Raw genomic sequence first — 14104 nt, forward strand, 5'->3', positions numbered from 1 at the left:
AGACGCTCGCCGAAGCACCGCCGGCCGGCACTCCTCGAAGTGGGACGGGTTGGTCGAAGGATCCGCAGTCGCCGGTGAGGGGTCACAGGTCGGCCCAGTACGTGGTGCCGTGGTCTGACGGGTGGCAGCCGTGTGCGGTGGCCAGTCCGGCGATGATGGCGCGGCCGCGGCCGTGCTCCTCGGGTGCACAGCTGGCGGTCCAGGTGCCTTCCTGGGCGGCGGGGCCGCCGTCGTCGACCGCGATGTGCAGCGTGTCGCCGGGGGTGGGGCGGCCGAGGCGGAGGGCTATCGGGGGGAGGGCGTGTTCGATTGCGTTGCTGACGAGTTCGGAGACGACGAGCAGGGCCTGATCGGTGATCTCCTCATCGCAGCTCCAGGCGCGGAGGGCGGCGCGGGTGATGCGGCGGGCGGCCCCCGCCGACGCGGGATGGTGGGCGAGCTCCCAGACGGCGCCCCTTCGGCCGCCGGCTGGCCCGTCGGCGGCGCCGGGATCCGGGGTGATGCCGCCCGCATGGCTCGCAGTGTCAGCGACCGATCTGACGGGAAGGGTGGCTACGGCCTCCATGAGTTCTCCTCTGCCGACACACCGGCCGGAATGTCCGTTCCGTCCCCCTCGCTTCCCCTCAATGAGGCCTCCAAGTGAAGATCGACAGGCGGTCGCGAAGGTCACAGCGAGACAACGGACGGCATCGGTGGTGCGGGGTTCATAGGGGAAGACCAAGTAGTCGGGCACGGAGCCGTAGGTACAACGACAGGCTCCCAGCAGCTGCCGTCCGCGGCCGTCGACCGCCGTCACGGCTGCAGCCGCTCCCGTACGGAACCATGCCTGGGAACAACAGCGCGTGGGACCTTCCCGGCGTCCCGGCCTCGGTCACCTTCGACGTAATCAGCAAGGACACGACCCGGCTGAAGGCGCACGTCCAGAAGCGCGGTGAGGAGGGGGAGCAGCTGGCCTCGGAACTCGACGAACTCGACGAACTCGAACTGCTCGCGAACGTACGAAGCACCACGTCGGTGTCGGGCACGTTCGCGACCGACCTCGACGCTTGGTTGGTGCGGGCGTTGCCAGTCATCGAGGAGGGTGACTCCACGGCCGACGGACAGTTCGACCGGATCAGCGCCGCCGCACGCCTCAACACCATCTACGGGCACGCCCGGGACGTCCTCCTCGCCCGCACGCCGGTGTTCGTGCACTACTCCCAGATCTTCACGGTCCGGCCGCGGATCCACCTCGCCAACCTGGCGCAGCATCAGGCCACCAAACGATATCGATGAGGAGTTCGACTTCGGAAACCTGTGCCTACTGAAACTGCTCGGCTTCACGGCGGCCGAGCTGTCGGCGATGGACAACCAGCCGGCGCCCGACCTACCCGCGAACCAGCAGGACGAGACCAACGCGAGGGCCGCCTACCGGGAGGCCGAGATTCACCGGGCGCAGCCCCGGCAGATCGGGCCCGGCACGGCGCCGCAGGGCGCCGCCCCACCCCACCCACCCGCGCGGCCGCCACCAGGCGGACGCAGAAGAGAAGCCCAGCGCGCCCGACACCGACCAGCCCCAACCCACCCGCTCACTCGCTCCCACGCCAGGCCCAAGGGGCACGGACGGGAGCCGGCGCCGAGCGTGGCGGTGCCCGCCGCGTGATGGCCCGAAGGGTCCCGGCGGGCACCTGCACCGACGCTATCGCCCGGTCCGCCGAACAGGGTGCAGGCCCGCCCGCCAGCCCCGGAGCGCGGGACGGCCGGTTGGTCGAGCGAGAGGCGGGAAGGGCGGTCGGTATGCAAACGCAATGGGTGCACCAATTCCGGGACCGCCCGAACTGAACCGCACCGGGTTCGATAGAGACTCGATTTCGTGTAAGGATTCGAGTCATGGCACGTCCCTCTTCCTACCCGCCTGAGCTGCGCCGTCGTGCGGTGCGCATGGTCGCCGAGGTCCTCGGTGACTACCCGAACGAGTCCGCCGCGCTGCGGGCCGTCGCGGAGAAGCTGGGCATCGGCTCCGCCGAGACCCTGCGCAACTGGGTGCGCCGGGACCAGGTCGACTCCGGACAGCGCCCAGGCACGACCATGGAGGAGTCCGCGCAGATCAAGGCGATGAAGAAGGAGATCGCCGAACTCAAGCGCGCCAACGAGATCCTCAAGGCCGCGGCGAGTTTCTTCGCGGCCGAGCTCGACCGGCCACACCAGCGCTCGTAGCGTTCATCGACGAGCACCGGGGCCGCTTCGGCGGCGTCGAGCCGATCTGCCGCGTGCTCACCGAGCACGGCTGCAGCATCGCCCCCTCCACGTACTACGCGCAGCACAAGCGCCTGGCCTCACCCGCAGCCCGCACCGTGCGCGACCAAGAACTCAAGGAGCTGATCAAGGAGGTCCACGACACCAACTACCGGGTGTACGGGGCACGGAAGGTCTGGCGGGAGCTGGGCCGGCAGGGCCACACGGTGGCGCGCTGCACCGTCGAGCGCCTGATGCGCGAACTCGGCATCACCGGCGCCGTGCGCGGCAAGAAGGTCATCACCACCATTGCCGACCCGACCACCGAACGTGCCCCGGACCTGGTCGACCGCGACTTCGTCGCCGGCGCGCCGAACCGCTGCTGGGTCGCCGACTTCACGCACATCACCACCTGGTCCGGCGTCGTCTACGTCGCCTTCGTCGTGGACACCTTCTCCCGGCGCATCGTCGGCTGGTCGGCCGCGACGTCCAAGGAGACCCGGCTCGTCCTGGACGCGCTGGACATGGCGCTGTGGCAGCGTGACCGCGACGGATTCCCTTACCAGCGTGGCGAGTTGATACATCACTCGGACGCCGGGTCGCAGTACACGAGTTTCCGGCTCGCCGAGCACCTGGACGCCGCCGGCATCGCAGCCTCGATCGGATCCGTCGGCGACGCCTACGACAACGCCCTCATGGAGTCCACGATCGGGCTGTTCAAGACCGAACTGATCAAGCCCCGGAGACCCTGGCGCACCCTCTCGCAGGTCGAACTGGCCACGGCCGAGTGGGTCGACTGGTACAACCACCGCCGACTCCACGGTGAGATAGGCCACGTCCCACCGGTCGAGTACGAGAACACCTACTACCTCACAGCCACAAAACCGCAGGTCACAACCACAACCTGAGATCTCTACCGAACCCGGGGCGGTTCACGTGGAGCCGGTCTGCGGCTCCGGCCACGCTGCCCTCTTCCAGCAACGCGTCCAGGGCCGTCAGCAGGTTCAAATCCAATTGCATGCCAGTCACTATACGAGTGGAGAACATGCACTTGTTGTTAACAGTAGGGCCTCCGACGGTGCTGTCAGAGCTGGCTGCGCCGCACGACGGGCCGGACGGTCGGGGCCTGCTCGGTACGGCGCAGGGCGAGGGCCGCGGTCCGGGTGTGCTCCAGCCGGTTCATGAGCTGGCGCAGCGTGGCGGGGTCGAGGTGGCGGGTGAGGTCGCGGACGACCTGGTGGTCGTCGTCGGTGAGGAGGTGGAGGCCGGCGCGCTCGAGGGCGGTGTTCAGGGGCTGGGCTGCGGCGCCCGCGAGCCCGCGGTGGGCGGCGTCGGTGGTCCGGCGGGCCTGGTAGGCGGCCTCGGCGGCGCGGTCGGCGATGTCGCGGCGGTGGTGCTCGGCGCGTAGCTCGCGCTGGAGGGCGGTGTCGTGATCGGGGTCGTAGCGCTCAGCCCGACCAGGCGGACCCGGACGTGATCACCGACCTGGACGTGCAGGGCGCCGCGAGCGTGCACTTCACCGACCGGTCGAAGCCTGAGGCCGCCCGGCTCTCCGGCATACCGTCCGTCCTTTCCACCGCCCCGGCAGCCCGTATCCGACACTGACACCACCACGGCAAACCACACAGGACCGTCCCGCGCCCGGCAGCCGACCGTGAGACCGCCGGCCCCGCGGGTGCCGGTGGCGACCGGGGACCACGCGAAGGAGGAACGGAAGGCGCGTCCGTGGCGGCCGGGGACCACACGAAGGAGGAACGGAAGGCGCGTCCGCGGCGGCCGTCCCGGGACGTACCGGCCGTCGCGCGTGGGGCCCGGGCCTCCGCACCGCCGGCCGGGGAAGCCCGCCGTACCGTCATGGCCAGCACCTGCATCGATTGTTTAACCTACCATGTGATCTAATGATCGCTCAGATGCGGAGCTCCTGAATCTAGTTGTTGCTCCGTGGCCCTGATGGAAGACCCGCGGAGTTCAGGATGATGCTCACGTCTGCCCGGCCATCGCACGCAGGGGCGTCGGACGTCCCGTGCGGAGCGCCGCCATGTTGTGGAGCAGCGGCCCGGCGATGAGCTGAGCGGCGAGGTGCATGCCTGCCGGTCGGCGCGAGCATATATGTCGTGCGCATGGCAGATAGCCTCCTCCGCGCCCGGTGCTACTCCATCGATCAGTTTCCGCCCCCAGTCTGCCGGCACTCCGAAGGTCGGGCTCTCGTTCGCCGTGAACGAGTGGCTCCTCAACGCCTGGCCTCCGGAGCCGGCTCGAAGCCCCGAGGACCCGACCCTTGACCTCGATTTCCGAGACCGCCGCAGTGGTGCTCGGCGCCACGACCGCAGCCGGAGCCGTAGCTACGGCGCTGCTGGCACGTTCGCGTCGCGCCCTGGTCGCGCGAAGCGCCGTGCAGTCCGAGGCGCTGAGTGCATCCGACAGACGCGGGCAGGAGCTCAGCGACCAACTCCATCTGCTCGGCGACGAGTTCCGGCATCTGGTCGCCGACCGTCTCCCCGGCCTGGCGCTCCACCTCGTCAGTCCGCACCTCCCGGTTCCCGGCCTGAAGCACGAAACCCTGGCCGGGACCGAGTACGCCCCTCTGCACGAGGCCGTTCTCGGCCACTACTCGGACACGATGGTCAAGGAGCGCCGGCGGATCGACGCCTCCGCCCGCGCGGCACTCCGTGGTGCGTGCCAGGACATCCAGGCCCTGTCGTACCGGCTGCAGACGCAGGTGGAGAGTCTGCAGAGCGACTTCGACGACCCGCGTCTGCTCGACAGCCTGTTCAAGGTCGACCACCTCAACGAGCAGGCGATCCGTCTGGTCCAGAAGGCCGCGATCGTGTGCGGAGCCTGGCCCGGCCACGTGCGTCCGGACACGTACGTGGTCGAGATCGTCAGCGGGGCCTCGTCCCGCCTCCACGGCTACGAACGCATCAAGATCAACTCTCGGCTGCTCGCTTCGAACCTCGCAGTCGTCGGGCGCGCCGCGGAGCCCATCGCCGTGGCCCTCACCGAGCTCATGGCCAACGCTCTGGAGCACTCCCGCGACGACCTCGCGGTGGAGATCGGCGTGATCCAGACCGGCAGCGGCAGCGTCTGCGTCACCGTCGACGACGCGGGCACGGGCATGAGCGCGGAAGCCGCCCGCCGCGGTGTCCGCCTGGTCTCGGGCGAGGACCAGCAGGACACGCTCCTCACCGAGCTCGGCGATCCGCCGGCCCTCGGTTTCGCAGCCATCGGCCGGCTCGTCGCCGACCACGGCTTCCAGGTCTCGATCGACCAGGTCTCCCCCTACAGCGGGGTCCGCGCGGTCCTCACCGTCCCCCCGCACCTGCTGACCACGATCGACGAGGACGAGGAACCGATATCGGCGATGGCTCCCCTGCCTGCCGCGCCCCCCGCGGCACCCCAGTGGCCGACGCCGGCCGCACCGAACGACACACCGAACGACACACCGGACGACGCCGGCGACCTGCCCCAGCGCCGCCGCCGCGCTCCCGAGCGCACCCGCGGTGATGCGCCCGTCATCGAGACCCGGGAGTTGAACCCGGAAGAGGCTCGTGACACCTGGAGCCAGTTCCAGGAGGGGCTCGCCGCCGATCGCGACTCCACCGACTCGAAGGACGCACCGTGACCCTCCTCCCCGCCTCGCGCCCTGTGATCGAGGACCCGTCGTGGGTTCTGAATCCCATCACCGAAGTCAGCAAGGAGGTCAGGCACGCCCTGATCATGTCGAGCGACGGCATGGTCATCGGCGCGACGGAAGGGCTTCTCCGCGAGACCGCGGAAGGCATCTCCGCCATGACGGCCGCCCTTCACGGCGCGGCACGCGCCGCGGCCAACGCCGCGCTGGGCGCTGCGGACGGGACCCCCGTCATGACCATCACCGTGCAGAACGCCCACGGCACGTACATGATCATGCCGGCCGGAGCCCGCACCAACACCTTCATCGCGGTCGCAGGAGGCCTCGACATGCCCATGGGTACGGTCGCGCACATCATGGCCCGTCAGGCCAAGAAGCTCGGTGAGCAACTCCTGTCCGTCCCGGCCCGCACACAGGGGGCGTCATGAGCCGCGGCCCGCTGCGGCGACGGATGATCCCCAGCTACCTGGCGACCCGGGGCGTCGGCACCCCGACCCGCAACACCCTCCAGTCGCTCACGGCCGTGGTCGCCACGGGTCTTCCCCCCGCCCCGCACCACACCCCCGTGCAGCAGCGGATCATCACGCTGCTCACGGGAGGCACCCTGACCGTCAGCGAGACGGCCGCCTACCTCCGTCTGCAGACCGGCGTGTGCAAGGTCCTGCTCTCCCAACTCCTCGACGGCGGCCACCTGCAGGTGCGCGTGCCCGCCCCGGACGCCTTACTTCCCAACGCGCAGGCCGACCGTCCGTCCAAAGAACTCCTGGAAGAGGTGCTGAGTGGACTCCGCGCGCTCAGGCAGCACTAGCCCGACTCCTGTGTACCTGCCCGAGGACGACCACCGGCGGCTGAAGATCCTGGTGGCAGGCCCCCTCGGCATCGGGAAGACCACCGCGATCAGGACCCTCTCCGAGATCCCGACGCTCCACACCGACGAGGTGATGACCGACGCCGCCGCATCGGCGGACGACCTCACCCTCGACGGCCTGCGCGGCAAGACGACCACCACGGTCGCCATCGACTTCGGCCGCCTGACCGTGCCGCAGGCCAAGGTGGTCCTGTACCTGTACGGCACCCCCGGGCAGCGCCGTTTCCTGCCGCTGTGGGAGGACATCGCCGACGGCGCCATCGGCGCCCTCGTCCTGGCCGACACCCGCCGCCTGGACCAGTCGTTCGAGGTCATGGACCTCATCGAGGAACGCGGCCTGGACTACGCGGTCGCCGTGAACACCTTCCCGACCTCGCCCGACCACACCCTCGACACCCTGCGCTCCAAGCTCGACCTGGACGAGCACACCCCGCTGGTCACCTGCGACGCCCGGGACAAGAACTCCACCCTGGACGCGCTCATCGCCCTGACCGCCCACCTGATATCCCGAGCCGGAGACGAATCGTCGTGACCGCCACTCCTCCCACCGTCCCGGTGCGCCTCCACGGGCCCGAGCACGACGCGCAGCCCCAGCGCAGCTACGAACTGCTGCGCCTGCAGGGGCCGGTCGGCCTCGCGGAGATCTCCCCCGGCGTCGTCGTCCACGTCGTCACCGACTACCGCGCCGCCATCGACCTCCTCCAGGACACGCACACCTGGTCCAAGGACACCCGCCCGTGGATGGACCAGGTCCCGCCGGACAGCCCCCTCATGCCGCACGTCCAGTGGCGGCCCAGTCTGTTCTTCGCCGACGGCGCCCAGCACGCCCACCTGCGCAGCGTCATCACGGACAGCTTCAGCCTTCTCGACCCCCACGACGTCCGCAACCTGACCTTCCGCTACGCCGACACGCTCCTCCAGCGGTTCGCGGAGGACGGCGAGGCCGACCTGGTCGCCCAGTACGCGCAGCAGATCCCCCTGATGGTCTTCAACGCGCTGTTCGGCATGCCCGACGAGTACGCCCCCCGGCTCCTGAAGGCGTTCACCGGCATGGTGAGCTCCGATCCCGAGCAGGCGGCCCAGGGCGCGCAGGCGCTGAACGAGTACCTCACCAGCCTCTACGCCGCCAAGGCCCGGCAGCGCGGACACGACCTGACCTCGTGGTTCATCGACCACCCGAACGGTCTGAGCCCGCAGGACGTCCTCCAGCAGGTCATCATCGTGCTCGGCGCGGGAAACGAACCGCTGGCCAACCTCATCGCCAGCACCCTCGCCCGCATGCTCTCGGACGACCGCTACTTCGGCACCCTCACCAGCGGGAGCCTGCCGATCCAGCACGCGATCGACGAGGCACTGTGGAACGACTCCCCGCTGGCGAACTACAGCCTCCACTTCCCCCGGCACGAGGTCGACTTCTACGGCACGATCGTTCCGGCCGGGTCACCCGTGATGGTCTCCTACGCGGCGGCCAACTCCTGCCCGCACGGCAACCTGCCGAACGAGGACCACCGGTCCGGCAACAAGGCCCACCTCGCCTTCGCCGCCGGCCCGCACGCCTGCCCGGCCCGCTCCACCGCCGTCCTCGTCGCCACCGCCGCGATCGAACGGCTCACCTCCTACCTCCCCGACGTCAGGCTCACCGTGCCCGCGACGGGACTGACCTACCACGGCGGCCCGATCTACCGGAGCCTGACGGCACTGCCCGCGGGTTTCACCCCGATCCACCCCGCGCACCCGCGACACCACGGGAGCCCCTCCCGGCAGCGACCCACCGGATCGTCCGGGCCGGCCGAACCCGCTCCGGCCCGCATACCGGTGTAACGGCGACCGCACAGCGTACGGGCACCACCCGGCCATAGCATCGTCACGGCAGATCGAGGCATGTTGACGGGGTGTCATCCGCCACATCTGTACCAGGCGTGACAGGTGGATCACCTGGGGATGTGCGTCCGTGACCACATCAGCTCGCCAAAGGACATGCATTGGCCGTTCTTGACCATAAGAGACTCGGGCCGCCCTCGGTCGACGTCGCACCCCATCCCGCCGCACTGGACCTCCCGGCCGTGCGGCGGGATGTCGACGCGGCACTGGCCGCGTTCCTGGACGTCAAGGAACAGTCCGCGCCAGGGCCCGAACTGCCACCCCTCATAGCCCAGCTCCGCACCTTCCTGACCGGGGGAAAGCGCCTGCGCCCCCTGCTGTGCGTGTCCGGCTGGTACGCGGGCGGCGGCGAGGGCGACCACGCGTCGGCGGTCCGGGCAGCGGCCGGCCTCGAACTCTTCCAGGCGTTCGCCCTCATCCACGACGACGTGATGGACGCCAGCGACACCCGTCGGGGCCAGCCTTCGGCCCACCGCGCGCTGGCCTCCGCCTACACCGCCAACGGCGGCCCGGCCCACCGGGCCGCGGAACACGGCCTGGGCGCCGCCGTGCTCCTCGGGGACCTCGCGCTGATCTGGTCCGACGAACTCCTGCACGGCGCGAGTCTGACGGTCCGCGGCCCCGAACGGATCCTGCCGCTCCTCGACGAGATGCGCAGCGAGGTGCTCTACGGCCAGTACCTCGACCTGCAGACCACCGGCCGGCTGTCCGACGACGTCGGGACCGCCCTCCAGGTCATCCGGTACAAGACCGCGAAGTACACCGTCGAGCGGCCCCTCCACATCGGCGCGGCACTGGCCGGCGCCGTCCCAGGGGTCCAGGCGGCCCTGAGCGCGTTCGCACTGCCGCTCGGCGAGGCCTTCCAGCTCCGCGACGACCTCCTCGGGGTCTTCGGCGATCCCCAGGAGACGGGAAAGTCGGTGCTCGACGACCTGCGCGCCGGCAAGGCCACGGTGCTCGTCGCCCTCGCGGTCCAGCGCGCCTCCCGCCGCGACATGCGGTCGCTGCGCGCACGGTTCGGCAGACGCAACCTCGACGAGCGGGACGCCGCCGTCGTCCGGACCATCCTGGAGACCACCGGAGCCCGGCAGGCGGTGGAGGAGATGATCCGGACCCGACGCGGCGAAGCCCTGGCTGCCCTCGACCACGCCCCCTTCCCGGCCGCCGCCGTCGCGGCGCTGCGGGACATCGCCGGATCCGCAACTGCGAGGCACGCATGAACGAGTACCAGCACGACGAGGCCGGTACGTCCCTGGCGACGGCCCTCGTCGAGCACCGGCCGGAGGTCGACGCCCACATCGGCGAAGCGACGAGGCTGATCCGCGCGGTCGACGCCGACCCCTGGGGCAGCGTCCGCCCCTCCCTGTACGAGACGGCCCGCGTGCTGTCCACGGCGCCGTGGCTGCCCGGCGGACAGACCCGGGTCGACCACCTGCTCAACGGGCAGGCCGACGACGGCAGCTGGGGCGACGGCCCCGCGCCCTACCGGCTCCTGCCGACGCTGAGCGCCGTCGAGGCCGTCCTCGCGGTGCTGCAGCGCGAACCCGTGACCGGCGGTGCGACGCACCGTCTCGCCGCGGCGGCGGCCAGAGGGCTCGGCGCGCTCGGCGGCCTGCCGTCGGCCGGGCCGTGGCCCGACACCGCGGCCGCCGAAATCCTCGTCCCGAGCCTGGTCGCCGCCGTCAACGAGCGTCTCGACCGGCCCGGGACCGCCGACCTTCCGCACCTCGGGCCCTGGCACCGCGGCTCCCGTCCCGTCGTCCCGGGCGGCTACCACGCTGCGGCCCCCGAAGCGGTCTCACGCAAGTGCCGGGCTGCCGGCAAAGTCCCCCTCAAGCTCCACCACACCTTCGAAGGCGTCGCCGGACACCTCCCGGAGACGCTGCTGCCCGCGGCGGACGGGCTGCTCGGCAGCTCCCCGGCCGCCACCGCGGCATGGGCCGCCGCCGCACCCCGCTCCGCGCAGCGGCAGCGTGCGATCGACGAACTCGCCGCCGTGGCGCACCGCTACGGCGGCCTCTTCCCGGAAGCGGCACCGATCACGGTCTTCGAGCGGCTCTGGGTCGCCGCCGCGCTGGCCCGGGCCGGCCTGCCGCCCGCCGCCGTGCTCACCCTGCGGAAGTGGGCCGACCGCCTCTACGACCCCGAGGGCGTCCGCGGCACACCCGGACTGATGGTGGATGCCGACGACACCGCCATGGCCGTGCTCGTCGCGGCCCTGGTCGACCGGCCCCGCGACCCCGCCCCGCTCGCCATGTTCGACAACGGCCGCCACTACGACTGCTACATCGGCGAGGACACCGGATCCCTCAGCGCCAACGCGCACGCCCTCCAGGCCCTCCACGCCTACCTCCGCCACCACCCCGAGGCAGCAAAGACGCACCGGCCCGTCGTACACCGGGTGGCCGACTGGCTCGTCGAGCACCAGCAGCCGCAGGGCCACTGGACCGACAAATGGCACGCCTCCCCCTACTACGCCACCGGACGGTGCGTCACCGCACTGGTTTCCCTTCCCGGTCCCCGAGCGCGCCGGGCGGTCCGGGCGGCCACCGCATGGGTGCTGGCCACCCAGCATCAGGACGGGTCGTGGGGCATCTGGGGCGGCACCGCCGAGGAGACCGCCTACGCCGTGAAGATCCTGCTCCGCACGCCCGGGGCGGAGCGGCAACCGGCGCACACCCGCGCACTGGACCACGCCGAGGCCTTCCTGCACACCACGACCCGCACGCCCGGCCACCAGCACCCCGCCCTCTGGCACGACAAGACCCTCTACGCACCGGAAGCGATGATCCAGGCCGAGGTCGTCGCCGCCCGCCACCTGCTGCGGACCCGCACCGAGACGGAGTACCTCCCGTGACCGCCGACGCAACGACCCCGCCGCACGCACCAGGGCGCCTGCCCGTCGTCGGACACGTGATGCCGCTGCTCCGGAACCGGCTGGCGTTCATGCAGCAACTGCGGGGCCACGGCGACGTGGTGCAGATCAGGGTCGGCCCGCGGCCGGTGTTCGTCGTCAACTCGCCGGAGCTCATCTGGGAAATGCTCACCGCGCAGTCCGCGAACTTCGGCAAGGGCCGGCTCTTCGACAAGCTCCGTCTGTTCGGCGGATCACCGCTGCCGGTCGCCGAAGGGCAGCAGCACCTGCAACGCCGCCGCCTGATGCAGCCGTCCTTCCACCGCGAGCGCATCAACTCCTACATCGACACGATGAGCACCACCGCAGAGGCTGCGCTCCGGACGTGGGAACACGGCACTCGACTCGACGTGCTGAACGAGATGCAGCTCATGACCCAGGGCGTCGTCATGTCGGTGCTGTTCTCCTCCGACCCGGAACGCGGCCCGGCACAAGCCATCATGAACAGCGTCGACACCGTCTTCCAGGCGGCCATCCGGCGCGCCGTCGCGCCGGTCTCCGCCTGGGAGAACCTGCCCCTCCCGGGCAACCGCAGGCTCCGCGCCGCGAACGCGCTGCTGCGCCGGACGGTCGGCGACATCGTCGCCGCCCGCCGGACGGAGCCCGAACACCCCGACGACCTCGTCTCCCTGCTCCTCGACGCCCGCGACGAGGACGGCCGGCCCCTGGACGACGACGAGATCCTGTCCGAGATCACCGCCCTGCTGGCCGCCGGCTCCGAGACCACCGCGGTCACCATGGCGTGGCTCCTCCACGAACTGGGCCGGAACCCCGACCTCGAAGAACGCCTGCACCAGGAGGTCGACACCGTACTGGCCGGCGACCGGCTCACCGCCGACCACCTTCCCCGGCTCCTCCTCACCCGCAGACTCGTCACCGAGACACTGCGCCTGCACAACCCCGGCTGGATCGTGACCCGCCAGGCCACCGTGCCCGTACGGCTCGGCACCGCGCTCCTGCCCGCCGGGGCCGACCTCGTCTGGAGCCCGTACACGCTCCACCGGGACCCCGAGCTGTACCACGACCCGCTGCGGTTCGACCCGGACCGCTGGCTTCCCGACCGGCCTCAACCACCCAGGGGTGCGTACATCCCCTTCGGCGCCGGAAAGCGCATGTGCATCGGCGACGGGTTCACCTGGGCCGAGGCGACGGTCCTGACCGCCCTCGTCGCCTCCCGCTGGACGCTGCGGCACGCACCAGGCGCCACCGTCCGGCCCGTACCCGCCATCACCGTCCACCCCTCCTCCCTCCACATGATCGCCGAAGCCAGAGGGACCGCAGCAGCGAGGACGGCAGCGTGACCACCACCGACCGGCCGGGCACCGCCGCCCTGCCCATGCCCGACCTCTCCGGCACCTTCCCCGGCCCCTTCCCGACCAGCCCGCACGCGGACCGCATCGCGGAGCACGTGGCGCAGTGGCTCCACCGCTTCCCACTCCTGGGCCCTTCCGGCGCGCGGCGCACCCTCTGCGACATCGTGGCGCACGGGGTGGCCAGGACCTTCCCCACCGCCGAGCCGGACGGCCTGTTCCTGTGCGCGGACCTCTTCCTGTGGCTCACCGCGTTCGACGACACCTTCGGCGAGGCGACGGCGGCAGGCAGCCCGGCCCGGCTGGTGCGCCGGATCCGGACCTGTGTCCACCTCCTGGCCGACGGCGAGCCACCCGGCGGCGCCGACCCCTTCGACGAGGCACTCCGGGACCTCCTCGTGAGGCTGCGGACCCGGGCCACGGCCGCCCGGTACCTGCGGGTCACCGGGTGCCTCAGGGACGTCCTCTTCGGGATGCTCTGGGAGGCGCACCACCTCGCCGAACCCCACCACGTCACGCTGCACGACTACCGCGCGATACGCCCCCACACCGTGTTCGTGCGGACCCTCATCGCCATGGCCGAGGTCGTGCTGCGGTACGACCTGCCGGAAGAGGCGCGAAACTCCCGGGCGGTGCGGCAGCCGGAGTCGGCCGTCGCCGACCTCGCCGGGGTGCTGAACGACCTCGGCTCCTACGCGAGGGAATCCGCCAAGGGCGTCCCCGACTCGCTGAACCTCATCCCGTTGATCATGAGCGAGCAGAAATGCGACGTCCCCGGCGCCTACGCAGCGGCCTCCCACCTGGGTGAGGAGTACGCCGCAGCGGCCCGGCGCGGAATCGGCTCACTCGCGACCGGCGGCTCGGCACTGCTCGCGCAGCATGCCCAGGCTCTGGAATCCATCGCCTGCTCGTACGTCTGGCACATCGGCCACGCCCGCTACAGCAAGGCCTGAGCCCGCCACGCGCCTGCCGGCCGGTCCGCCGGACACCCCGCGAGGTCCGCGGCGCGGCCGGTGAGGTCCGCCCGCAAGCCGATGCCCACCGCCGTCGAACCGTGACGGCGGTGGGCGGCCACGGCTGCGCACCGGTCCGCGGCGCACTCCACGGACGCCTCCGCTGCCGCGATCACGAAGTCACGTACGCAGGGCAGTCGCCAGTACGCAATCACCCGGCCCTCCGGAAGCCGGGTCCCGCAGGTGCGGCACACCCCGGTAGGTGCGGCACACCCCGGTAGGTGCGGCACACCCCGGTAGGTGCGGCACACCCCGGTAGGTGCGGCACACCCC

Annotated in this window: 13 protein-coding genes; 12 read left to right on the forward strand and 1 reads right to left on the reverse strand. The window is 71.2% G+C overall.

Translation table 11 applies throughout. The features are described 5' to 3' along the window. Positions 1–82 precede the first annotated feature (82 nt). Positions 83–565: an ATP-binding protein gene (locus OG689_RS43680; RefSeq protein WP_266329124.1), complete on the reverse strand. Its 483-nt coding sequence runs from the start codon at positions 563–565 to the stop codon at positions 83–85. Between the two features lie 257 nt (positions 566–822). Here OG689_RS43680 and OG689_RS43685 point away from each other — a divergent pair, with 257 nt between their 5' ends. From OG689_RS43685 to OG689_RS43740, 12 genes are all read left to right on the forward strand, one after another. Then, positions 823–1275, forward strand: a complete 453-nt coding sequence (locus OG689_RS43685; RefSeq protein WP_266329125.1) for a hypothetical protein — start codon at positions 823–825, stop codon at positions 1273–1275. 594 nt (positions 1276–1869) lie between these two features. Then, positions 1870–3122 (forward strand): IS3 family transposase gene (locus OG689_RS43690; RefSeq protein WP_266328083.1). Its coding sequence is split into 2 segments (ribosomal slippage): positions 1870–2152 and positions 2152–3122, totalling 1254 coding nucleotides; the frame shifts between segments, so codons are not numbered across the junction. A gap of 170 nt (positions 3123–3292) precedes the next feature. Then, positions 3293–3622 carry a hypothetical protein gene (locus OG689_RS43695; protein WP_266329126.1) on the forward strand — a complete coding sequence of 110 codons (330 nt, stop codon included), beginning with the start codon at positions 3293–3295 and terminating at the stop codon, positions 3620–3622. Positions 3623–4492: 870 nt separating this feature from the next. Next, positions 4493–5836: an ATP-binding protein gene (locus tag OG689_RS43700; protein WP_266329127.1), complete on the forward strand. Its 1344-nt coding sequence runs from the start codon at positions 4493–4495 to the stop codon at positions 5834–5836. After that, positions 5833–6273 (forward strand): roadblock/LC7 domain-containing protein, encoded by a 441-nt coding sequence (locus OG689_RS43705; protein WP_266329129.1) that lies wholly within the window; start codon positions 5833–5835, stop codon positions 6271–6273. Before OG689_RS43700 ends, OG689_RS43705 begins: the two co-directional genes overlap by 4 nt. After that, positions 6270–6653 (forward strand): DUF742 domain-containing protein, encoded by a 384-nt coding sequence (locus OG689_RS43710; RefSeq protein WP_266329131.1) that lies wholly within the window; start codon positions 6270–6272, stop codon positions 6651–6653. The genes OG689_RS43705 and OG689_RS43710 overlap by 4 nt, the downstream gene beginning before the upstream one ends. 10 nt (positions 6654–6663) lie before the next feature. Further along, the gene (locus OG689_RS43715) at positions 6664–7245 is read left to right on the forward strand and encodes an ATP/GTP-binding protein (RefSeq protein ID WP_266329133.1); all 582 of its coding nucleotides are present in this window, start codon (positions 6664–6666) and stop codon (positions 7243–7245) included. Further along, entirely contained in the window at positions 7242–8534 is a 1293-nt protein-coding gene (locus OG689_RS43720) for a cytochrome P450 (protein WP_266329135.1), read from the forward strand. The genes OG689_RS43715 and OG689_RS43720 overlap by 4 nt, the downstream gene beginning before the upstream one ends. A gap of 161 nt (positions 8535–8695) precedes the next feature. Beyond that, positions 8696–9814 carry a polyprenyl synthetase family protein gene (locus OG689_RS43725; protein ID WP_266329136.1) on the forward strand — a complete coding sequence of 373 codons (1119 nt, stop codon included), beginning with the start codon at positions 8696–8698 and terminating at the stop codon, positions 9812–9814. Further along, the gene (locus tag OG689_RS43730) at positions 9811–11451 is read left to right on the forward strand and encodes a prenyltransferase/squalene oxidase repeat-containing protein (RefSeq protein WP_266329138.1); all 1641 of its coding nucleotides are present in this window, start codon (positions 9811–9813) and stop codon (positions 11449–11451) included. The genes OG689_RS43725 and OG689_RS43730 overlap by 4 nt, the downstream gene beginning before the upstream one ends. Beyond that, positions 11448–12809, forward strand: a complete 1362-nt coding sequence (locus tag OG689_RS43735) for a cytochrome P450 (protein ID WP_266329140.1) — start codon at positions 11448–11450, stop codon at positions 12807–12809. The genes OG689_RS43730 and OG689_RS43735 overlap by 4 nt, the downstream gene beginning before the upstream one ends. Next, positions 12806–13771, forward strand: coding sequence for a terpene synthase family protein (locus OG689_RS43740; RefSeq protein WP_266329142.1), 966 nt, complete (start codon positions 12806–12808; stop codon positions 13769–13771). The genes OG689_RS43735 and OG689_RS43740 overlap by 4 nt, the downstream gene beginning before the upstream one ends. Positions 13772–14104 lie beyond the last annotated feature (333 nt).

The organism is Kitasatospora sp. NBC_00240, assembly GCF_026342405.1.
Taxonomy (GTDB): domain Bacteria; phylum Actinomycetota; class Actinomycetes; order Streptomycetales; family Streptomycetaceae; genus Kitasatospora.